Raw genomic sequence first — 21,893 nt, forward strand, 5'->3', positions numbered from 1 at the left:
GTGAAGATTCTCCCAACGGCCGCCCGATCGATCAGGGTTTCACGCCATAGCGGGCATAATCCTCATCGATCCGTGGGTTCATGGTTCGCGCCGCCGCGAGATCCGCATCGCCAAGCGCACCCTGCCCCATCCGCTTGCGAATCACGCCGCGAACATACAGCGACGCGGGAAGGTCGGGCGAAATATCGAGCGCCTCGGCGATATCGCCGAGCGCGTCCTCCATCCGCCCCATCTGGAAATAAACCAGCGCGCGGCTATCGAATGCGGCCATCGGCGATTCGCCCAGTTCGATCGCTTTGGTACAATCCTTCAATGCCGTATCCAGCGCGATCTTGCCGATCGCCTTGGCCCAGCATCGTGAATTGAGCAGATCGGGATTGCCGGGTTTTTCGGCGACGGCGATATCGAGCGCGGCAACCGCCTCCGCCCCCCGCCCTGCGCGTGACAGCACATTGCTCTTCAAATCGAGCCAGCCGGCCTTCTCCTTGCCGCCCGCCGCGATACGTTCGTCAAGCAGCGCCAGCGCTTCGGCCATTTTGCCCGTCCGCCCCTTGAGCGAGGTCAGCGCCGCGACCGCCTGGTAGGAACTCGGGTCCAGGCCATAAGCGGTTTCTGCATCGGCCAACGCCTTTACGTCATCACCCAACGTCGACAGAAAGGCCGCTCGCCTCAGATAGCTATCGAGATCGGGTTCGATCGCGATGACCCGATCAAGGTCCATGATCGCTCCGCGCCAGTCATAGGTGCCCGCGAGATAGGCGGCACGATTGGCGTAGCCGAGCTTATCCTTGGGATCGACCGCGATCGCCTTTGCGTAGGCCGCTTCGATCGGCTTGAGCAGGCCGGCCTTGCGGGCAGCGACAATCACTTCGCGTCGCGACGGATAGTTTTCGGCCGCCATGACCCGCAACAACCGTGTTTTTGCAAGCGCCAGGCGGGAGCGCACTGCGGGAATATCCGCCGGCGCGATTTCCGTGCCGATCGTGTCCATTCGTTCTTCGACCGTCACCACGCCGTCGCTCAACGTGGCAGTGCGGCGCAGCTTTACGCCAGCCAGACTTTCCGGCAGGCTCGTATCGCCATCAAGCGTGAACCCGGTCGCGCCGACCGGCAACTTGATCGCGGTGGTGAACGCCAGGCTGCCGCTGTTGCCGGTCGTCACCGGTATATCGCGCCATGCCGGGCGTGTCCGGTCAGGTTCGAAATTGAGTTCCGACACCGTGCGGTCGAGCGTGCGGCTGTGGCGCTTCTGCTCATAGTCCCAGCCGCTCTGCGCAATGCCAGTCGCCGTGACCACGGTCGTGCCGGCAACCTTGTCCTGAACCAGGGTTTCGGCGATCGGCATGCCTTCCAGCACGCCGGTGCGAACGAAGCCGGCGAGCATGTCGTGCCGTTCCTTCGTCCCCAATTGGCCCGAAGCGGTGGCGAGTTGCGAGGCCATCGCGCCGCGCAAGGTGATCGTGGCACGATACAAAGCCGGCAAACCCAAGCCGGCCCGTTGGTCGAGTTCCAACGTTACAGCCATATCCGGGCGATTCACGGGTCGCCGCGGCACCGCCATAAGATTGGCGCCGGCGTCGCGAAGCGGCAAAACCCAGGAAAAGGGCACGCTATCGTCAAGGTCGGCGAGCCGCGCGCCCTGCCCGGTGCCATCCATCCACAGGCTTTTGCCGTCGATCGTCGCGCGGACCAATACATGATTGAATGCGCCCGGCATCGGCAGCCGTTGCGGGACCGTGTCGCCAAGTTCGATATGGGCCGTCACCGCCTCCGCTTCGATCCCCAGGCCATGAAGGACGGCGAGCAACAACAAGGTCTTCGCCTTGCAATCACCATAACGCAGCGCCCAGGTCTGGGTCGGCGTTTGCGGCGTGTAATTGCCGCCATCCATGCCGCGGAAGAGATAACGAACCTCGCCCTGCACGAGTTCGAGCGCTGCGGCCGCGCGTTTGCGCGGGTCGGCATCGGCCTTCGCGATCCGGTCGATTTCGGCGGCAAGTGGGCTGCCCGCCGCGACGAGACCGTCGGTATGGTACAGCGGCGCCATGGTTTTCGATACCGCCGCCCAATCGGCAAAGGTCGACGCATCGAGGATCGGCAAGCCACGCGTCCGGATCGGCGCGTCGTCGGGCCAGTCGGCGGGCTTGGCCAAGGGCAGCGCCAGTTCGATCTCGCGATAGCCAGCGATATCCTTCGGCTTAATAACGACGCCGGGCATATAAGTGCGGAATTTCAGGTCATCCCCCGCCTTCCACAACAGTCGCGCGCGCGCGAAACCAACGCGAGCGGGTGCCGCGACCAGCGGCAGCACTGTCTGCATGCCGCCCTTCAGCACCTTGTCGCTTTGCGTCACCGAATAGGCAACGCGCAACACATCGCCGACACGCAGTCCCTCGGCCGCCATCGTCGCAGTGAGCACACCGTTCATCTGCAACGCCTCGAGCTGCGCCTCGCGCCGCAAGATGGTGAACCGGCCCTCCTGTTTCAGGAGATCGATTTCCTCCGTGCCGCGGATAATCGACACACGATGGATGATCAGGTCACCATCGTCGGGCTGCCATTGGAGCTGAATCGTGCCCGCCTGAGTCAGCACATCGGCGGAGGCGATGCGCATCGCGCGTTCGACATAGGCCCAGACTTGTCCGTCCTGAAGCCGTTGTTGCTGGTCGAATACCATCATGACCGGCGCTTCCTCGCCAGCCGCAGGCGCGGTTGGTGGTGGGGCCGGTTTCACCCAATCGGGTGCGGGTGCGTAGATCGGCTTGTCGCTCGCGTGCACGACACCGGAAACCGCAACAAGCGCGATGAACAAGATAGGCCGAAACATGAATTACCCCCGCAACAACGCTTAGACTCTAGCGTCGCCCGGACTACCGGCAAGAGATGATTGAACCGCTATCGCCCGTGGTAAAAATCATAGACCTGCTGTGCGACCGCTGATGACACACCGGGTGCCTGTTGCAGGTCCTGCAGGCTTGCGTTGCGCACCGCGCGGCCGGTGCCGAAATGCATCAGCAACGCCTTTTTGCGCGCCGGGCCGATACCCGGCACCTCGTCGAGCGGCGAGGCTCCGATCGCCTTGGCGCGCTTGGCGCGGTGTGCGCCAATGGCAAAGCGATGCGCCTCGTCGCGGAGGCGTTGGAGATAGAACAGCACTGGCGCGTTGACCGGCAGCTGGAACTCGCGGCCGTCAAGCATGTGGAACACCTCGCGCCCGGCATGGCGGTCCGGCCCCTTGGACACGCCGACCAGGCAGACATCCTCAATGCCCAGCTCCTCCATCACGCCCTTGACCGCGTTGAGCTGTCCGCGCCCGCCGTCGATCAGCACCAGATCGGGCCAGTCGCCAGCGTCGCGATCGGGATCCTCCGCTTGCGCGCGCGCGAAACGGCGACCGAACACTTCGCGCATCATCGCGAAGTCGTCGCCCGGCTCGGTATCGGGATTCTTGATGTTGAACTTGCGGTACTGGCCCTTGCGGAAACCTTCAGGGCCCGCGACGACCATCGCACCGAGCGCATTGGTGCCCTGGATATGGCTGTTGTCGTATATCTCGATGCGGTCGGGCGGCTCGCCGAGATCGAACAGGTCAGCAACCTCGCGCAGCAATTTGGCCTGGGTCGTGCTCTCAGCCAGTCGCCGGTCGAGCGCTTCCTCGGCATTGCGCTTGGCCTGATCGAGCAACCGGCGGCGTGTGCCCCGCTGCGGCATCGACAACGTGACCTTGAATCCCGCGCCTCCGCCGAGCGCTTCGCCGAGCAGTGCGGCTTCCTCAAGCTCGCGATCGACGAAGATGGTCCGCGGTGGCGGCACCTCTTCATAGAATTGCACCAGGAAGCTGGTCAGTACCTCATCCTCGGGCACATCGTTGGTGTGCGCGGGGAAAAAGCTGCGATGGCCCCAATTCTGCCCGCCGCGGATGAAGAAGGCCTGGATACCCATCACGCCGTTCTTGCAAGCCAGCGCGAAAATGTCGGCATCGCCCAGCCCCTCGGCATTGATCGCCTGCGTCCCCTGAATGAAGGTCAGCGCGCGCAGCCGATCGCGCAGAATCGCCGCCAGTTCGAAGTCCATTGCCTCGGCCGCGGCCTGCATCTGGCCGCCGAGTTTGGTCTGCACCTGAGTCGATTTGCCCGCGAGGAAGGCCTTGGCGTCGCCGACCAGTTCGGCATAGCCGGCCGCATCGATCCGCCCGACGCATGGCGCCGAGCAGCGCCTGATCTGGTAGAGGAGGCACGGCCGGTCGCGGTTGCGGAAGAAACTGTCGGTACAGGAGCGCAGCAGGAACAGCTTCTGCAGCGCATTGAGGGTGTTGTTGACCGATCCGGCGCTGGCGAAGGGACCGTAATAATTACCCTTGGCGCGCCGCGCGCCGCGATGTTTCTGGATGCGCGGAAATTCATGGTCGGCGCGCAACAGGATGAACGGGAAGCTTTTGTCGTCGCGCAGCAGCACGTTATAGGCCGGGCGGTAGCGCTTGATCAGCTGCGCTTCGAGCAGCAGCGCTTCGGCCTCGTTATTGGTCGTGACGATGGTCATCGAACGTGTCTGCGCGACCATGCGTTGCAAGCGCTTGGGCAAGCGATCGACCTGAGTGTAGTTATTCACCCGGTTCTTCAACGCGCGCGCCTTGCCGACATAAAGCACATCGCCGCGTGCATCCTGCATTCGGTAGACGCCGGGCCGCGCCGGCAGTGTCTTCAGCACGTTGCGGATCGCGGCGACACCCGCCTCCAGATCAGGCGCGTCGCTGCCCCTGACGGTGTAGGTCGATTTCTCTTCATTGAACCGGTCGGGGGCGTTGGGCGATGACATCAGCGTCTCATTTAGGACTCCGGCACGAAAGCAACAACGGCTATAAAGATGCTGAGGGGAAGATGCGATGCGGCTTTCGGCGAAGACGATCCTGGTCACCGGCGGGACTGACGGTATCGGGTTGGCGCTGGCCCGGCGGCTGAAACTGGCGGGATCGACCGTCATCGTCGTCGGACGCAATGCAGAGCGGCTCGCTGCCGCCGGCGCTGAAAGTTTCGAAGCGATCGAGGCCGATTTGTCGTCGGAGGCTGGCTGCACCGCCTTGCTGGCAAAGGTCGCGGATCGGCAAATCGATATCCTGATCAATAATGCCGGCATGGGCGCGGCATTCGACGTCACCGCGCCAATCGACATGGCGGATGTGGATCGATCGATCTTCCTCAACCTCAACGCGCCGATCCGCCTGATCGCCGGGATGCTCGATCCGCTGCGCAACCGGCCCGAAGCGATGATCGTCAACGTAACCTCCGGCCTGGCGATCGCGCCAAGCGCCAAGGCGCCGGTCTATTGTGCGACCAAGGCAGGGTTGAGGAGCTTCACCACGGCGCTGCGCGAGCAGCTGTCCGGCACGAAAATACATGTGCTGGAGGTGCTGCCGCCCGTGGTCGAAACGCGAATGACGGAAGCGAATCCGCACAAGAAGATGCCCGCGAGCGAATGCGCGCGACAAATCGTCTCGGCGATGGAGAAGGGCCGCGACCAGGCCAATGTCGGCATGACCGCGCTGCTTTATGCGGCCTATAATATCTCACCGGCGATCGCGCGGCGAGTGATGCTCCGCTACTGACGCCGCAGACGCCGCCAGTAGCGGAGAGAATTCGTTACTTGATCGCCGCCAGGTCGGTTGCGACCTTGGTCAGGACTTCGGGCGTGATCAGGCCATTCGACATTGGCGCGACCTGGTTGAGCGACATGCCCTTGAAGCTGTCGTACATCGGGTGCGTCGTGGTGCCCGGCAGATCGGCGTCGATCACGGCCTTGCCGGCGGGATCGGCGACGATCGTCTCGATCGGCGTGTCGAGCGTGAACTTGCCCGCAGCGGCGGGTGCAGCGGCCGCAGGGGCCGCAGGCGCGGCTTCGACCGGTGCGGTCTGGGCAGTGGCGGGTACGGCAACGGCAAGCGCGAGAGCGGCGCCAATAACGACAGACTTCATGGGAGAGCCTCTTTCACAAGAAAACGGCGCGAATCGCCGCTGACCCGGCTTTAGCGGGATTAGTGGCGAATCGAAATGCAATGTGAAAGCAGGCCCGCCGTTGCGGGCGGAACCGCTCTAGTTGAGCCGCCCCAGTCCGGCGATCGTGCGATCCACCAAAGTCTTGTCCGCTTCGGCGCCGTGACGCTGCGCGATGATCGTCGCCGCGGCCTTGGCGGCGGCATCGGCGGCCTTGGCGCGGACTTCGCCGATCGCGGCACGCTCGGCAGCGGCGATCTTGTCCTCGGCCATCTTGCCGCGACGCGCGACCAGTTCCTGAGCATCGCTCTCGGCCTTGGCGAGCAACAGCTTCGCCTCGGCTTCGGCATGCGCGACGATCGCGGCGGCATCGCCGGCGCTCGCCGCGTTACGCGCCTTGGCTTCGGCGAGCTGCGCCTCCGCTTCGGCGCGAAGCTTGGCGGCCTCGTCGAGATCGGTACGGATCGCCGCGATCTTCGCGTCGAGCATACCGCCGATCAGCGCCGGGACTTTCTTCCACAGCATGATCGCGATGACGACGAGCATCGACAGCGCGACGAAACCCGGCGCGGTTATGCCGAATGCCGCCGGTTCGTGATGCAGCTCGACCACGCCAGTGTGCGCGACGGTCTCTACTGGATGCGCCTCAGCCATGCGCCAGTTCCGCCTTTACCTGCTTTTCGATCGATGCCCGGTCGACAGCGACGCCCGAAAGCTTCGCGACGATGTCCTGCACCGCGTCGATGGTCGATGTCTCGATCTCCGCCATCGCCTGTTGCCGGGCGCCGTCGATCCGCGTCGTCGCGGCCGAAATGCGATCACCGATATCGGCATCGCCGGCCTTGATCTTCGTCTCGGACGCTGCGGTCGCCTTCGCTTTCGCGTCGGTTACCGCCTTGAACGCCTGGCTGCGGGCCGAGTCCAGACCAGTCTGATACTCGGTTTCCGAAGCCTGGGCGGTCGCGCGCGCCGCCTCCGCCGCGGCGATGTCGCCCGAGATACGGGCGGTACGATCATCGATCGTCCGCTCGATCTTGGGTACCATCGCCTTACCGATCCCGAAATAGATCAGGGCGAATACGATCGCGAGCCAGAACAGCTGCGACGCGTAGATCTCTCCGATCTGGGATAACTGAGGCATTGGAGGCGCTCGCTCTTACTTGACGACGAAGAGGATGAGGATCGCGACGACGAATGCGATCAGGCCGAGCAGCTCCGAAGCCGCGAAGCCGATGAACAGGCGGCCCTGCTGACCGTCTGCCGCACCAGGATTGCGCAGCGCGCCTTCGAGGAACGAACCGAACACGTTGCCCACGCCGAGCGCGGCCAGGCCAACGCCGATCGCCGCGAGGCCGGCACCGATGTACATTGCACCAAGATCAGTCATTTCAAAGCTCCTTAGGAATATCAACTAGTGGAAATCGTTTGATTTAGTGCAGATGCACCGCATCGTGAAGGTAAAGCGAGGTAAGCAGTGCGAACACATAGGCCTGAATCGCGCAGACCAGCAGCTCAAGTGCGCTGACGCCGACGATCATCACGAAGCTGAGCACGCTGACGACCGGACCCATCGCGCCACCGGCGTTGAGGCCCTGGACGACGAAGCTGCCGAACACTTCAAGCAGGATATGGCCGGCGGTCATCGCGACGAACAGTCGCAGGCCGAGGCTGAACGGGCGCACCAGGAACGAAAGCAGCTCGACCGGCGGGATCAGCCACATCAGCCAGAGCGGCGTGCCGTGCGGCACGAACAGCGAGAAGAATTTCAGGCCGTGCTTCCAGAAACCGACCACCAGCACGATGCCGAACGACAGGAAGGCAAGCACCGCGGTCACTGTGATATGGCTGGTCACCGCGAAGGTGTGCAGGCCAGGCAGGATCGCCAGCGGCAGCACGCCGACCAGGTTGGCGAAGAGAATGAAGAAGAACAACGAGAAGATGTATGGCGCGAACTTCTTGCCGCCTGAACCGATGCTGGTGTTCACCATATTGTCGATGAAGCTCACCGCGCCTTCGGCGGCGACCTGCCAGCGACCGGGAATAAGCTGACGCTTCAAACCACCCGACATGAACAAGGCGAGCAACACGAACACGACGACCATGAACAGCGCCGAATTGGTGAAGGAGACGTCGTACCCGAACAGCTCGATGTGCCGGCCGAGCACGGGCTCGACCATGAACTGTTCCATCGGATCGATTTTGCCGGCGCTCACAGCTTTATCCTGTTCGTTGGCCCACTCACTCCGGGCGCTCCTTCGAAATACGGAAAATGTTACGGAACGCGACGACCACTGCCAGCGCGATCAGGATCAGCATCAGCCATGGCTTGGTACCGAGCCAATAGTCGAGCGCATAGCCGATCACGCCACCACCGAGCGGCGCGCCGATCAGTTCGGCCAGCACGCGCGATCCTTGCGAATAGCCCTTGGCCGGCTTGCCACCGGTGCTGCCGGCACGCGCCTCTTCCGCCGCACGCGCCTTGGCGATGCGGAGATCGAGATCATCGTTCTGGCGGTCGTCGGCCAACGCGGAAAGCACCCTGATAAGAAAACGCCGCCGGGCTTGCGCACGGCGACGAGGATCTGGGAGCGAGGCCCCCGTTGCGGCGTCCGTTTAGAAAAGGGGCACCCTTGAGTCAACTATCCTCCCGGCCGATCGACCGGGAGGATCAGTCTGTCTTGCGACAGACGCTCAGGGACAGCGCGCGTCGCGCTCCGGTGGGGCGGCAGTGCGCGTCTTCCAGCTGCCGTCGGGGCCCATATATTTCTCGCCCGGCTTGGTCTGCGCGATCAGGTTACAGCCAAAGGTCAGCCCCTGGTCGATCACCGTCACATTCGCCGCAGCGGCCTTTTGCGTATAGGTCGCCTTACGCTGAATGTTGATGTTGCTGACCATCGCACGCAGCGTGGCGTTACCCGCCCCGACCACGCCGAGATACCCATCGGGCTGTTCGCCAACCTGCCCGGCGTCGCGCGCGGCCTGATAGGCCGGGTCGCGCTGCGCCAGTGCCGCGGTCGACATTCCAACGAGCACCAGGCCCGCCACGATCATCACTTTACCCATCGTCTTCATCAGAAAATTCCCGGTTGAGCCTGGATCGTCGTTTTCGCCTCGGCATCGAGACGATATACGACTTCCTGCTTCACGTTGATATTGAGATTGATCACGATCGGCTTGTCGGGCGCGCTGACATTGACGCATCCGCTTACCAGTCCTGCCATTCCCACCGTCAACATGAGGCTTATTCTCCAGATCACTGCATCTGTCATGGCACGGTCCTGCTTTCCTGAGGCTGAATGGATGGCGCCGCCGCGGGTGGTTCTGCGGGCGGCGCACTACGCTTTCTCTGGTCCTCCAACAGCGCCGGCAGGTTGCGCTCGATCAACCGTTTCGGATCGTAGAAGGATTGGGCCGAATCGATCAACTGTCGAAATGGCGCGGTAATGCGAACGTTGAAGACAAAGGGTAGCTTTTGCAGCCGGTCGAACAGGAAGTTGCGTTTCGCCCCCTCACCCTGGCCGACCCCGGCGAAACGCACCTCGGTGACCATTTCACCAGCCAGCGGCCCGTTCATCACCACGTCGAGATTGCGGTAGCGCAACGATTTCAGCATCTGGAAAGCGAGATTGCCCCAGAAACCGACATCCTCCTTGGTCACTTCACCGACATAGGCGATCGTCCCGCCGCCCTCGCGCATCGACAATTTCCCATTCTCGATCCGCCCGCCGGTCTGATCGAAGATCATCGGCAGCACGCCGTCGAAGGTGCCGGTCGCGTTGAGATTGTCGAAATCGAACTGCTGCAGGAATTGCCCGGCATCCATCGCGGTCACGCGGAACGTCATGTAGCGCAATTGCGCTTCGGCGAAATCGAGCACGGTCGGTTCGAGCACCAGTTGCCCGCCGGCCAGTGGCCAGTTGCCGCTATCGACCTGAATCCGCGTTCCCGCGAGCGTGCGGAAAACGATGCGGCCGTCGTTGACCGGGATGCCCGGATTGATCGTCTTGATCGTGACGACCTGGCCCGGCGCGCTTTCGAGATTGAGCAGGTCGGTGAAGTGGATTTCCCCGGCGATGCCGGTCACCGGACCGAATGCGGCGGCAAGATCGACATTGGCGGTGCGGAACACGCCGTCGCTGGTCACCGCATCGGCATTCCAGCGGATTTGCCCGTTGCCGGTCACCGTCCCCACGACATTGGCGATCACGCCGAAGGTCAGCCGGGTCAGCTCGTCGGGCTGGAATTTGTCGCTGAAGGTCAGGCCGGCGACAGCGAGATCGGCCTTGCCGCCGCCGCTCGACAGGTCATGCGCGATCGCGACGGTGGCGACCTGCACGCCCTTTTCCGGATGGACCAACGTGCCAGTCGCGGCGATCTTGCCGTCGATCAGAGTCAACGCGACATCGCGCGCGGCGAGCGGTTTGAAGCGCGGATCGGGGTCGGCATCGGCGACCATCATCGCGCCTTTCAGGCCGAGACGCCCGCGCTCCAGTGTCCAGTCGCCGGCGGCGTCGGACATCAGCAACGGCACCTTGCCGATCTGGCCCGCGCCACCGGTAAAACGCCCCTTGACGACAGCCCCGTCGAGCCGTCCGTCCAACGTCGCGAAATCAAGTCGCGTTTGCCGTTCCCCGGTGCCGAGGCGGACTGCCAGGCCGGTCAGGCCAAAGCCATTGTCGCCCAGCGTCACGCGCGACCCCGCCGCCGCCAGCGTCACCGGCGTGCTGCCGAGATTGCCCGACAGGCGCGGTGCGGCGATCGTCGCGCCGCCACTGAGCCGCCCGCCATCGAGGCGCACCAGCGCGCCGCTGGTCGGGCACAGGCGCAGGGTCGCCGGACGCAGGACCAGCCCGGCCACCGCCAGCCGATCGAACGACAGCGGCGCGCAAGTCGTGTTGATCGCAAAGCGTGAGCGGCCGTCCCACAGTCCGTCGAACGCGAAGCGCAGCGCATCGACCCGACCATCCCCCAATGGCCCGGACAAGGTCGCGCTGGTCGAAAAATGTGTGTTGCCGCCCGGCGTCGCGCTGAACCGGACCGGGGTCAGCATGAGACTGGCGCCGCTCGCGACATAAGGCTGTCGCAGCGTGGCGAGGCCAGTGACGGGCTTGCCCGGCGCCGATTGCGCGAGCGTGACAGTGGCGGCGGGGAAGCCGCCGCCGCTTATGCCCAATCGCCCGGCGATACGCATATCGCCCGCGGGCCAACGATACGACACCGCCGCATCATCGAGCCTGGCGTCGAGCCCCGATGCCGATGACAGGACGATCGTCGATGCCTGAAACTGACCGACTCCGCTTTGCATCGCGCCCGATACCGCGGTGCTGAACCCAAACGACGTCCCGGCGGAGACCGCCGCCCGGGCAAGCTGATCGATAAGCGGCCCAACTGGCGTCCCCTGTCCCAGGCTGGCGAGACGCGCGAACGAGTCGAGATAGGTCGGGGCCAGGGCAATTTTTTCACCGCCGATCGTGCCGGTGAAGGCGGATCGATCGGCAATGCGATAGGCGCCCTTGACGCTCAGTGTCTGCCCGTTGGCGATGGCACTGCCGAACCGGCGCGAGATGAGGTCGATGCGCCCGCTCGTATTGGCGGCGGTACCGGCAAAGCCGACCGTGCCGTCGATAGCGGCGAGCTGCGCCTGTGGGTGGCGCACCGCAGCGACCGCCAGCCGGGCAGTGCCGGTCCAGCGATCGAGCGCCTCGCTCAGCGCGACCGTGACATTGCTGCCCAGCCCAGCAACCCGCGTGTCGCCGCAGGTCATCGATGCCGCGCGAACTGGACCGGTTATCGACGGTCTTGCCCTGGTCACGCCAATCTTCACGGCGGCGGAGAGCTTGTCGATGATGCAGCCGCCCGCATCGATCCGGTTCGATACCGCCGCCAGCGTGCCGGCAAAGCCATTGTCGAGCCGTCCCCGCCCGGTGAGCTTCAATCCGACCAGCCCGTGCGGCGTCTCCAGCCGCATGCGCCCGTCGACGACATCGAGGTCGATCCCGGGGAGAGCAAAGGGCTTACCGCTTGGCGCCGGCATCAGCCGGTCGAGCGCGCCGAGCGACAGCGTACCGTCGATCAGCCGCCCGCGCAGCCGAACCTGCCCGGCGCGGATTCCGGTCACCGACGCCCCCGAAAATCCGATATTGGTCCTGAGTTCGACCCAGTCCGCGACCAGATCGGGACTAGCCGGATCGCCGATCACGACATTGGTCAGCCGCTGCCGGTCGAGGCCGAGATCGGCGATCTCGTAGCGCGCCGGCACATGATGTTCGGCGAGATAGTCATCGACATAGCCCGATGCGATCGTCTTGCGCTGTGTCCATAGCGCGATCAGCGCAACGAGCAGGATCAGCGCGATGACCGCGATGATCTGCGCGCCGCGCCCCAGTTTTGGAATGCGGCGACGGCGGCGACGCACCGGTCCGGCGTCTGGCAAAGCAGCTGGCTGTAGTTCAACTGGGTCAGCCGTCACGCCGTTCGATACTCCTGGATGGCGTCACAACTGGAGCCAGAATAGAGGCTAAAGCGCGTCGTGCAATTGCGCAGCGATGATCAATAGGTAATCCTCGAAACACAATGAGCGTTCCCGACCCCGATCAGAGCGGCAATAAAGCCGGTGACAGTGCCGGGCATCGCGCCCGCTTACGCAAGCGGCTCAACGACCATGGCGGCGATGGCCTGCTCGATCATGAACTGATCGAATATCTGCTCGCGCTCGCCATTCCGCGCCGCGACACCAAGCCATTGGCCAAGACATTGCTGAGTGAATTCGGCGGTATCGGCGGGGTACTCGCGGCCGACGCGACGTCGCTCGCACGCATATCTGGGATGGGCGAAACCGCGATCGCCGCAATCAAGATCGCCAATGCCGCAGCGTTGCGCATGCTCCAGGCCGAGGTCAAGGCGCGGCCGGTGCTGAGCAACTGGCAGGCGCTGATCGACTATCTCCATGCCGATATGGCGCATCATTCGATCGAACGCGTCCGCGTACTTCATCTCAACACCCGCAATATGCTGATCCGCGACGAACTGATGAGCCAGGGTTCGATCGACGAGGCCGCGGTCTATGTACGCGAAGTGATCCGCCGCGCGATCGAGCTCGGCTCCGCCGCGATCATCCTGGTTCATAACCATCCGAGCGGCGACCCGACCCCGAGCCGCGCCGACATCGACCTGACGCGTAATATCATCGAAGCCGGCAAGCGGATGGGTATCGCGGTGCATGATCATATCATCATGGGCACCAGCGGCCATTCAAGCCTGAGGGCATTGGGGCTGATGTAGCCGCCGGACACCGGGCACGCGGAATCAGAACGGCCGCCAAACCCTGAGGTTTGGCGGCCGCCCCGGAGGGACATTTCCCCGTCGCTAGTGGTTACCCGCCCTGCGACAGGAAGCCCGTCAACTCGGTCTTGGACACCGACTTGCTCTTGTCAGCATCGGCGCTGGCGAAAGCCTGGTCGATCCATTTCTTGACCTCGGCACTTTCGGCCTTGGTCGCCGGATCGCTGGCGGTCTTCAGCGCAACCATCCACGATGCGAACTCAGGCTCGCTCAGGTCGCCATTGGCATCCTTGTCGTAGGATGGGAATTCAGTGTTCACGACTTGCGCGACCTGTTCGGCCTTGCTCGTCGCTGGCGCCGGCTGCTGTGCCACTGCCTGCCCCGGCGCAGCGGTTGCCGGATCAGCCGGTGCGCTGGCTGGCGCCTGCTGAGCGACGGTCGAATCCTGTGCCGCGGGCGCGCCCGTTGCGGCCTGATCGGTCGCGGTCATGGCGTCCGGCGCAGTCTGGCTCTCGGCTGGAGCCGGGCTGGTCGCAGTCTGCGTTGTCGGTTGCGAAGTCGTTTCGGCTGGCGCCGCAGGATCACCGGCAACCGGCTTATCCTGTGCCAGAGCAGGAACAGAAATAGTCATCGCACCGGCAAGAAGAAGGTATTTCAACATGATTTCTCTCCGAATAGATAGTATCGGAATGCTCGAAGGCTTGTTCATCGCCCTCCAGAACACTCACAGGGATCAACCTCCCATTGTCCAGATAGTTCATAATTTCACGATTTGAAGCGTCGGCTCGTCCCTGCTAACGCGCGCCTCATCGTGAGTCCGTTTGCGAATCGCGATGAACAGAACTCCGATTTTCAGGAACCGTTGTAATGGTGCCACGCTATTCCCGCCCCGACATGGTCGCGATCTGGACTCCGGAAGCGCGATTCCGCATCTGGTTCGAGATCGAGGCGCACGCCACCGATGCGCTCGCCGAACTGGGCGTAGTGCCGAAAGAGGCAGCGGCCGCGATCTGGGCCAAGGGCGCGTTCGAGGTCGACCGCATCGACGAGATCGAGCGCGAGACCAAGCATGACGTGATCGCCTTTCTGACCAATGTCGCGGAGCATGTCGGGCCGGAAGCGCGCTTCATGCATCAGGGCATGACCAGTTCTGACGTGCTCGACACTTGCCTGGCGGTGCAGCTCGCGCGCGCATCCGACCTGTTGATCGGCGATATCGACGCATTGCTCATCGTGCTCAAGCGCCGTGCGATCGAACATAAGCTGACCCCAACGATCGGCCGTAGCCATGGCATCCATGCCGAGCCGGTGACTTTCGGCCTGAAGCTCGCCCAGGCCTATGCCGAATTCGACCGCAACCGCGCGCGGCTGGTTACGGCGCGCGCCGACATTGCCACCTGTGCGATCTCCGGCGCGGTCGGCACTTTCGCCAATATCGATCCGTTCGTCGAAGCGCATGTCGCGGAGAAAATGGGCCTGAGTATCGAGCCGGTCTCGACTCAAGTCATCCCGCGCGACCGCCATGCGATGTTCTTCGCGACATTGGGCGTGATCGCCTCGTCGATCGAACGCCTCGCGACCGAGATCCGTCATTTGCAGCGCACCGAAGTGCTCGAGGCCGAGGAATATTTCTCGCCTGGGCAAAAGGGTTCGTCGGCGATGCCGCACAAGCGCAACCCGGTGCTGACCGAGAATCTCACCGGTCTGGCGCGCATGGTACGTGGGTATGTTACGCCGGCTCTGGAGAATGTCGCGCTGTGGCATGAGCGCGACATCAGCCATTCCTCGGTCGAGCGTTATATCGGCCCCGACGCGACGATCACGCTCGACTTCGCGCTCGCGCGTCTCACGGGCGTGATGGACAAGCTGGTCGTCTATCCAGCGCGGATGGAGAAGAACCTCAACAAGATGGGCGGCCTGGTCCATTCGCAGCGCGTGCTGCTCGCCCTCACCCAAGCCGGCGTGAGCCGCGAGGATGCCTATCGCCTGGTTCAGCGCAACGCGATGCGGGTCTGGGAATCGGACGGTGAATTGTCGTTGCAAGAGCTGCTCAAGGCCGATCCCGAGGTCACCGCCGCATTATCGATTGCCGAGATCGACGACAAATTCGACCTTGGTTATCATTTGAAGCATGTCGACACGATCTTCGCGCGCGTGTTCCAGAGCTAACCATTACCCCGCGCCGAGTTGCCCAGCACGCCCTGATTGCAAATTCTGCAACTACGACTGCGCGTAACAATGTTGCGATGCAGCATAATAATCTTATTTGAGCCGTGCCGGGCTTAACCGGCATTCTCGGAGACGACCCATGCGTACGTTCGAAGCCCTTGCCAGCAGCGTGCTGGCTTTTGCGGCTCAGGCGCTGGTGGTCGGGTTGGTCATTACGACCTTCTGATCCATCGGCCAGCCCGCCCCTTCGCAAGGAGGGGCGGTCACGGCCCCGGACGATCCCGAAACCTCACTTACCGATCACAATCATCCCCAGGCGCTCTTCACCTTCTTGAAGAACCCTGTGGTCTGCGGATTCTCCTTGCCCGTTTCGGTCGCGCGGAATTCCTCGAGCAATTCGCGCTGACGCGAGGTCAGGCTGGTCGGCGTTTCGACCTCGAGCCGGATCACCAGATCGCCGCGTCCGCGTCCCTGCAGCACCGGCATGCCCGCGCCGCGCTGGCGCAGTTCGCGTCCCGACTGCGTACCCGCCGGAATCTTGATGCTGTGCAATTCGCCATCGGGACCGGGGATGTGGATCTCGCCGCCGAGCGAAGCGGTGGTGAAGCTGATCGGCGCGCGCGCAAAGAGCGTCGTACCTTCGCGCTCGAAGATCGAATGCCGTGCGATGTGCAGGAAGATGTAGAGGTCGCCGGGCGGCGCGCCACGCGCACCCGCCTCGCCTTCGCCGGTCAGGCGCACGCGCGTGCCTTCATCGACGCCGGGCGGAATGTTGACGGTCAGCGTCTTGGTCTTCTCGACCCGGCCTTCGCCATGGCAGGCGTTGCAGGGATCGGCGATCACCTGACCCGCGCCGTGGCAGCTCGGGCAAGCGCGTTCGACCACGAAGAAACCCTGTTGCGCACGGACCTTGCCCGCGCCACCACAGGTCGAGCAGCTTTTCGCGGTGGTGCCGGGCTTCGCGCCCGATCCCGAACAGGCATCGCACGCGGCCGAAACATCGACCGTTACATCGGTGGATTTGCCCTGAAACGCCTCTTCGAGCGTAATTTCCATGTCGTAGCGCAAGTCTGCACCGCGCCGCGGCCCGCGCTGGGCGCCGCGCTGGCCACCCATGAACTCGCCGAAGATATTCTCGAAAATGTCGCTGAACGCATTGAAGTCCTGCCCGCCGCCACCGCCACCGGCGCCATTGCGAAACGCGGCATGGCCGAACCGGTCATAGGCCGCACGCTTTTGCGGATCCTTCAGGCATTCATAGGCTTCGCTGATCGCCTTGAAACGACCTTCCGAATCCTTGCACCCGGAATTCTTGTCGGGGTGATATTTCATGGCGAGCTTGCGGTACGACGATTTGATCGTCGCATCGTCGGCGCCACGCTCGATCTCGAGCAATTCGTAGAAATCGACTTCGGTGGTCATAGGGGGCCCCCGCCCTCCCCGTCATTCCGGATCGCGCCGAAATGACGGGGGGTACGCATCTACTGAGTTACGCTTTTTGGTTGTCGTCGACTTCCGAGAATTCGGCGTCGACCACGTCTTCGGCAGGTGCTGCTTCGGCATCTGCTTCGCTTGCGGGCGACGATTCCGACGCTGCCTGCTTCTCGTAGATCGCCTGGCCAAGCTTCATCGCGACTTGGGCCAGCGTATTGGTCTTTTCCTTCATCACCTCAGGATCGCCGCCTTCGACCGCGGTCCTGGCTTCGGCAATCGCCGCTTCAATCTCACCCTTGAGCGCAGCGTCGACCTTGTCGCCATGCTCGGCGATCTGGCGCTCGGTGGTGTGGATCAGGCTGTCGGCATTGTTCTTCGCCTCGGCCGCCTCACGGCGCTTTTTGTCGTCCTCGGCAAACTGCTCAGCGTCACGGACCATCTGATCGATGTCCTTGTCGCTGAGGCCACCCGAGGCCTGGATGCGGATCTGCTGCTCCTTGCCGGTGCCCTTGTCACGCGCCGATACGTTGACGATGCCGTTGGCGTCGATGTCGAACGTGACCTCGATCTGCGGCACGCCGCGCGGCGCGGGCGGGATACCGACCAGATCGAACTGGCCGAGCACCTTGTTGTCCGCGGCCATTTCACGCTCGCCCTGGAACACGCGGATGGTCACCGCCTGCTGATTGTCGTCAGCGGTCGAATAGGTCTGCGACTTCTTGGTCGGGATCGTCGTGTTGCGGTCGATCATGCGGGTGAACACGCCACCCAGCGTCTCGATGCCGAGCGACAGCGGCGTCACGTCGAGCAGCAGCACATCCTTGACATCGCCCTGCAGCACGCCGGCCTGGATTGCGGCACCCATTGCCACGACCTCATCCGGGTTGACGCCCGAATGCGGTTCCTTGCCGAAGAAATCCTTCACGACCTGACGCACCTTGGGCATGCGCGTCATGCCGCCGACCAGCACGACCTCGTCGATCTGCGCCGATTTCACGCCGGCATCGGCAAGCGCCTTGCGGCATGGCTCGAGCGTACGCTGGATCAGGTCCTCGACCAGCTTTTCCAGGTCGGCGCGGGTGATCGTCTTGACGAGATGCTTCGGACCGTTCTGGTCAGCGGTGATGAAGGGCAAATTGACTTCGGTCGTCGCCGCCGAGGACAGTTCGATCTTGGCCTTTTCGGCGCCTTCCTTAAGCCGCTGCAGGGCCAGCTTGTCCTTGGTCAGGTCGATGCCTTCGGCCTTTTTGAAGTCTTCGGCCAGGAACCGCAGCAACTTGTCGTCGAAATCCTCGCCACCAAGGAACGTGTCGCCATTGGTCGCCTTCACTTCGAACACGCCGTCACCGATCTCCAGGATCGAGATGTCGAACGTGCCGCCGCCAAGGTCATAGACCGCGATCGTCTTGTTGCTGTCCTTGTCGAGTCCGTAAGCGAGCGCCGCCGCAGTCGGCTCGTTGATGATGCGCAGCACTTCGAGCCCGGCAATCTGGCCGGCATCCTTGGTCGCCTGACGCTGGGCGTCGTTGAAGTAAGCAGGAACGGTGATGACCGCCTGGGTCACCGTCTCACCGAGATAGGCCTCAGCGGTTTCCTTCATCTTCTGCAGCGTGAAGGCGCTGATCTGTGACGGCGAATAATCCTTGCCGCCGGCCTGCACCCAAGCGTCGCCATTGGCGCCCTTGACGATGGTATAGGGCACCAACTCGGTGTCCTTCTTGGTCACCGGGTCGTCGAAGCGGCGACCGATCAGGCGCTTCACCGCAAAGATGGTGTTTTCCGGATTCGTCACTGCCTGGCGCTTGGCCGGCTGGCCGACCAGTCGCTCGCCATCCTTGGCGAACGCGACGATCGACGGCGTGGTGCGCGCGCCTTCCGCATTTTCGATCACTTTGGGTTTGCCGCCTTCCATCACGGAAACGCAGCTATTGGTCGTGCCCAGATCGATACCGATTACTTTAGCCATTTGGTCCTCTGACCCCCGTCGTTCTAAAATTGACTCTCGACCGCGCCCCGATGTTCAGGACACGATACGTTACAGAAGGCGATATAGGGGGGCTTTCGCTTGCCGCAAGATTTTCGGTTGCGTAGTTGAGAGACAGTTTTCCCGAACTGAGAGAATATGATGCGCCTTGCGATCCTGCTTCCCGCTGCCGCGCTGGCGCTCAGCGCTTGCTCTCCCCCCGCGGAAATCGAGGCACACGACGCCTATGTCCGCCTCGCTGCGGTCAAGGGCAACCCGGCAGCGGCCTATTTCACGCTCCATGGCGGCGCTGAAGACGCGACCCTGATGGAGGTCGGCACCACCGTCGCGATCAAGACCGAGATGCACGAATCGATGAAATCGGGCGCCAGCATGACGATGAAGCCGATCGCCAGCCTGCCCTTGCCCGCGCAGGGGACGCTGACGTTCGCACCCGGTGGCAAGCATGTCATGCTGTTCGACGTCAATCCCGGCATCAAACGCGGATCGACCGTGCCGCTGACCTTCACCTTCACCAACGGCCAGCGCGTCCAATATAAAGCGGTGGCGATCGGCGCGGGCGATCCGGCGCCCGAATAATGACTGACCGCCTGCTCACGTCAGGCGAGATCGCACTCGCCCGAACCGTCTTCGGCACCGCGATCGATTATGGCCCGGTGCGCATTGCGCGGCGCAAATGGATGTTCTTCCAACCGCGCGAAACGGTGATGGCGCCAACCGGCAATATCCACTTCCATCCCAAAAGCAGCCTTTACCGCGACGATTTCGCCGCCGCTCCGCTCGGCGAACAAGGGCTGTTCATTCATGAGATGACGCATGTGTGGCAGCATCAGCGCGGCGTCATCCTGCCGATCGCACGCCATCCCTTCTGCCGTTACGATTATGCGATTCGGCCCGGCCTGCCGCTCAACCTTTACGGCATCGAACAACAGGCGGAAATCGTGCGTCATGCGTTTCTGCTGCGGTGCGGCTGTAGCGTGACAGGGGCACCCGATCTGGCGCGCTATGAAACAATTTTGCCGTTCGGGACCGCAGGGGCATTTGGCGGGCCGACTTAGAGGCCCGCCAGGTCGATCTCGCCATGTCGGTCCAGCGTCTTGGACGCATCCGCCATCGGATATTTCAATCCGGTCGCGCAGTTGAACAGCACCGTGCTCTCATCTTCATCCACTAGGCCAAGCCGCAGCGCCTCGCGATACGCCGCGAGCGTTGCGCCGCCTTCGGGGCACATCAACAGACCATCCTTCAACGCGGCGTCCTCGACCGCCTGCAGGATCGCCGGATCACCCACCGCCATCGCCCGGCCGCCACTTTCGCGCACCGCGCGCAGGATCAGGAAATCACCGACCGCTTTCGGCACCCGGATGCCGGCGGCGACGGTATGCGCATCTTCCCAGCGCTCGGCATGTTCCTCACCCGCTTCGAACGCGCGGACGATTGGTGCACAGCCCGATGACTGGATCGCGAACATCTTGGGCCGCTCGGATCCGATCCAGCCCAGCGCCTCCATTTCGGCGAATGCTTTCCACATGCCGATCAAGCCGGTGCCGCCACCGGTCGGATAGAAGATCGCCTGCGGCAGCTTCCAGCCGAACTGTGCGGCCAGTTCCAGCCCCATCGTCTTCTTGCCCTCGATCCGATACGGTTCTTTAAGGGTCGAAAAGTCGAACCACAGGCCTTCCGCCGCCCCCTTGCCGACAATCGTGCCACAATCGTCGATCAGCCCGTTGACGCGATAGACGCGCGCACCTTGCGCGGCGATCTCCCGCACGTTGATCTCAGGCGTGTCGTCGGGACAGAAGACGATCGTCTCGATCCCGCAACGCGTCGCATAGGCGGCAAGCGCCGCACCGGCATTGCCATTGGTCGGCATCGCGATCTTTTTGATGCCGAGCGCCTTGGCCATCGCCACCGCCATGACCAGCCCGCGCGCCTTGAAAGATCCGGTCGGCAGCCGGCCTTCATCCTTGACCAGCACTTTCGGGCCGCCGGATTTGGGGATCGGCACCAGCGGCGTCTCGATCTCGCCCAGGCTGACGATGTCGCTAGTGCGCCGCACCGGCAGCAGCTCACGCCAGCGCCACAAATCGGTCGGCCGCGCCGCGATCATCGCACGCGGCGCGGTGGCGCGGATCGACGGGAGGTCGTAGCGCACCAGCAAGGGACGCCCGGCTCGTGACAGGCCGTGAAGCTGGTCCGCCTCATAACGCTCACCGGTCAGCGAGCATTCGAGATGCGTGACGAAGGTCGGGCGATCGGTGGTGAGATTGGGGTTGATCGGCATGCGGACCTCCAAACTTCATTCCCCTCCCCTTCAGGGGAGGGGCAAGGGGTGGGGCAGCGCCGGAGCGGGCTCGATGCCCGCTTCGGCGCTCCGAAGCTTGGTGAAGCGATTCCTTTTGAGCGCGCAGACGCGCGCACCCACCCAACCCCTCCCTTGAAAGGGAGGGGCTTAAGAAAACTCACCCCGCCTTCGCGACGCCAACCAGCGCCGGACGCAGCAGCCGGTCCTTGATCATATACCCCGCCTGCATTTCCTGCACGACGGTGCCCGGCTTCTCGTCGCTCGGCACTTCGAACATCGCCTGGTGACGGTTGGGGTCGAGTGTTTCGCCCAGCACCGTCATCCTCGTGATGCCATGACGCTGGAATACCGATTCGAGCTCACGGCCGGTCGCTTCAAGACCTGCAACCAGACCCTTCATCTTTTCGTCGTCGCGCAACTCGGCCGGGATCGCATCGAGCCCGCGCGAGAGATTGTCAGCCACCGACAGGAGATCGCGCGCGAACGCCGTCGCGGCATAGGCGCGAGCGTCGGCAGCTTCCTTCTCGGCGCGGCGGCGCACGTTCTGCGCTTCTGCATGAGCATAGAGCAGCCCGGACTTGGCCTCGACCAATTCGGCCTCAAGCCTGGCCAGGCGGTCCTCGGCGATCGGGTCCGATGCAGCCGGGGTGGTTTCCGCCATGTCGATCGTCTCGGTCGCTTCGGTCTTTTCGTCTTCGATCATGTCTTCGCTTCAATCCTGTCAGGAATTCTG

21 protein-coding genes are annotated in these 21,893 nt (G+C 63.4%); 5 read left to right on the forward strand and 16 right to left on the reverse strand.

Translation table 11 applies throughout. The annotated features are described in order from the left end of the window. Nucleotides 1–31 precede the first annotated feature (31 nt). Together G4G27_RS13115 and uvrC are read right to left on the reverse strand one after the other, a co-directional pair. Nucleotides 32–2,827, reverse strand: coding sequence for a DUF3857 domain-containing protein (locus tag G4G27_RS13115; RefSeq protein ID WP_183109075.1), 2,796 nt, complete (start codon nucleotides 2,825–2,827; stop codon nucleotides 32–34). Nucleotides 2,828–2,895: 68 nt separating this feature from the next. After that, nucleotides 2,896–4,815 (reverse strand): excinuclease ABC subunit UvrC, encoded by a 1,920-nt coding sequence (uvrC, locus tag G4G27_RS13120; RefSeq protein WP_183109076.1) that lies wholly within the window; start codon nucleotides 4,813–4,815, stop codon nucleotides 2,896–2,898. A 67-nt stretch (nucleotides 4,816–4,882) separates the two neighbouring features. Here uvrC and G4G27_RS13125 point away from each other — a divergent pair, with 67 nt between their 5' ends. Continuing rightward, the gene (locus tag G4G27_RS13125; protein WP_183109077.1) at nucleotides 4,883–5,602 is read left to right on the forward strand and encodes an SDR family NAD(P)-dependent oxidoreductase; all 720 of its coding nucleotides are present in this window, start codon (nucleotides 4,883–4,885) and stop codon (nucleotides 5,600–5,602) included. Between the two features lie 34 nt (nucleotides 5,603–5,636). Here G4G27_RS13125 and G4G27_RS13130 read toward each other — a convergent pair whose 3' ends face one another. The 9 genes from G4G27_RS13130 to G4G27_RS13170 form a co-directional block, all read right to left on the reverse strand. Next, entirely contained in the window at nucleotides 5,637–5,969 is a 333-nt protein-coding gene (locus tag G4G27_RS13130) for a hypothetical protein (RefSeq protein WP_183109078.1), read from the reverse strand. Between the two features lie 117 nt (nucleotides 5,970–6,086). Further along, nucleotides 6,087–6,641 carry a hypothetical protein gene (locus G4G27_RS13135; RefSeq protein WP_183109079.1) on the reverse strand — a complete coding sequence of 185 codons (555 nt, stop codon included), beginning with the start codon at nucleotides 6,639–6,641 and terminating at the stop codon, nucleotides 6,087–6,089. Next, complete coding sequence (locus G4G27_RS13140; protein WP_183109080.1) at nucleotides 6,634–7,128, reverse strand: ATPase; 495 nt, start codon at nucleotides 7,126–7,128, stop codon at nucleotides 6,634–6,636. The genes G4G27_RS13135 and G4G27_RS13140 overlap by 8 nt, the downstream gene beginning before the upstream one ends. Before the next feature lie 15 nt (nucleotides 7,129–7,143). Next, nucleotides 7,144–7,356 (reverse strand): F0F1 ATP synthase subunit C, encoded by a 213-nt coding sequence (locus G4G27_RS13145; RefSeq protein ID WP_010164404.1) that lies wholly within the window; start codon nucleotides 7,354–7,356, stop codon nucleotides 7,144–7,146. 61 nt (nucleotides 7,357–7,417) lie between these two features. Next, on the reverse strand, nucleotides 7,418–8,200 hold the full coding sequence (locus G4G27_RS13150) for a F0F1 ATP synthase subunit A (protein ID WP_183109081.1): 783 nt from the start codon (nucleotides 8,198–8,200) through the stop codon (nucleotides 7,418–7,420). Between the two features lie 25 nt (nucleotides 8,201–8,225). Then, nucleotides 8,226–8,513 carry an AtpZ/AtpI family protein gene (locus G4G27_RS13155; RefSeq protein ID WP_183109082.1) on the reverse strand — a complete coding sequence of 96 codons (288 nt, stop codon included), beginning with the start codon at nucleotides 8,511–8,513 and terminating at the stop codon, nucleotides 8,226–8,228. Nucleotides 8,514–8,678: 165 nt separating this feature from the next. Continuing rightward, nucleotides 8,679–9,050 (reverse strand): YdbL family protein, encoded by a 372-nt coding sequence (locus tag G4G27_RS13160; protein WP_183113780.1) that lies wholly within the window; start codon nucleotides 9,048–9,050, stop codon nucleotides 8,679–8,681. Nucleotides 9,051–9,058: 8 nt separating this feature from the next. After that, complete coding sequence (locus G4G27_RS13165; protein ID WP_244624324.1) at nucleotides 9,059–9,223, reverse strand: YnbE family lipoprotein; 165 nt, start codon at nucleotides 9,221–9,223, stop codon at nucleotides 9,059–9,061. A gap of 29 nt (nucleotides 9,224–9,252) precedes the next feature. Next, nucleotides 9,253–12,402 (reverse strand): YdbH domain-containing protein, encoded by a 3,150-nt coding sequence (locus tag G4G27_RS13170; protein WP_244624325.1) that lies wholly within the window; start codon nucleotides 12,400–12,402, stop codon nucleotides 9,253–9,255. Nucleotides 12,403–12,560: 158 nt separating this feature from the next. Between G4G27_RS13170 and radC the strand changes: the two genes are divergently transcribed. Continuing rightward, nucleotides 12,561–13,268: a DNA repair protein RadC gene (radC, locus tag G4G27_RS13175; RefSeq protein ID WP_183109083.1), complete on the forward strand. Its 708-nt coding sequence runs from the start codon at nucleotides 12,561–12,563 to the stop codon at nucleotides 13,266–13,268. 91 nt (nucleotides 13,269–13,359) lie between these two features. Here radC and G4G27_RS13180 read toward each other — a convergent pair whose 3' ends face one another. After that, nucleotides 13,360–13,929, reverse strand: coding sequence for a hypothetical protein (locus G4G27_RS13180; RefSeq protein ID WP_183109084.1), 570 nt, complete (start codon nucleotides 13,927–13,929; stop codon nucleotides 13,360–13,362). Between the two features lie 206 nt (nucleotides 13,930–14,135). Between G4G27_RS13180 and purB the strand changes: the two genes are divergently transcribed. Then, on the forward strand, nucleotides 14,136–15,437 hold the full coding sequence (purB, locus tag G4G27_RS13185) for an adenylosuccinate lyase (RefSeq protein WP_183109085.1): 1,302 nt from the start codon (nucleotides 14,136–14,138) through the stop codon (nucleotides 15,435–15,437). A gap of 306 nt (nucleotides 15,438–15,743) precedes the next feature. On the opposite strand, the gene dnaJ is transcribed toward purB, so the two are convergent. Both dnaJ and dnaK read right to left on the reverse strand, forming a co-directional pair. Continuing rightward, entirely contained in the window at nucleotides 15,744–16,859 is a 1,116-nt protein-coding gene (gene dnaJ, locus G4G27_RS13190) for a molecular chaperone DnaJ (protein ID WP_183109086.1), read from the reverse strand. A gap of 67 nt (nucleotides 16,860–16,926) precedes the next feature. Further along, nucleotides 16,927–18,837: a molecular chaperone DnaK gene (dnaK, locus tag G4G27_RS13195; protein WP_183109087.1), complete on the reverse strand. Its 1,911-nt coding sequence runs from the start codon at nucleotides 18,835–18,837 to the stop codon at nucleotides 16,927–16,929. A 159-nt stretch (nucleotides 18,838–18,996) separates the two neighbouring features. Here dnaK and G4G27_RS13200 point away from each other — a divergent pair, with 159 nt between their 5' ends. After that, nucleotides 18,997–19,434, forward strand: a complete 438-nt coding sequence (locus G4G27_RS13200) for a copper chaperone PCu(A)C (protein WP_183109088.1) — start codon at nucleotides 18,997–18,999, stop codon at nucleotides 19,432–19,434. Next, nucleotides 19,434–19,913 (forward strand): vgr related protein, encoded by a 480-nt coding sequence (locus G4G27_RS13205; protein WP_183109089.1) that lies wholly within the window; start codon nucleotides 19,434–19,436, stop codon nucleotides 19,911–19,913. The genes G4G27_RS13200 and G4G27_RS13205 overlap by 1 nt, the downstream gene beginning before the upstream one ends. Here G4G27_RS13205 and G4G27_RS13210 read toward each other — a convergent pair. Together G4G27_RS13210 and grpE are read right to left on the reverse strand one after the other, a co-directional pair. Continuing rightward, on the reverse strand, nucleotides 19,910–21,139 hold the full coding sequence (locus tag G4G27_RS13210; RefSeq protein WP_183109090.1) for a threonine synthase: 1,230 nt from the start codon (nucleotides 21,137–21,139) through the stop codon (nucleotides 19,910–19,912). The two genes, G4G27_RS13205 and G4G27_RS13210, sit on opposite strands and share 4 nt — an antisense overlap. A 178-nt stretch (nucleotides 21,140–21,317) precedes the next feature. Then, nucleotides 21,318–21,863, reverse strand: a complete 546-nt coding sequence (grpE, locus tag G4G27_RS13215; RefSeq protein WP_183109091.1) for a nucleotide exchange factor GrpE — start codon at nucleotides 21,861–21,863, stop codon at nucleotides 21,318–21,320. Nucleotides 21,864–21,893: the final 30 nt, after the last annotated feature.

This window comes from Sphingomonas sp. So64.6b, from assembly GCF_014171475.1.
Taxonomy (GTDB): Bacteria; Pseudomonadota; Alphaproteobacteria; order Sphingomonadales; family Sphingomonadaceae; genus Sphingomonas; species Sphingomonas alpina_A.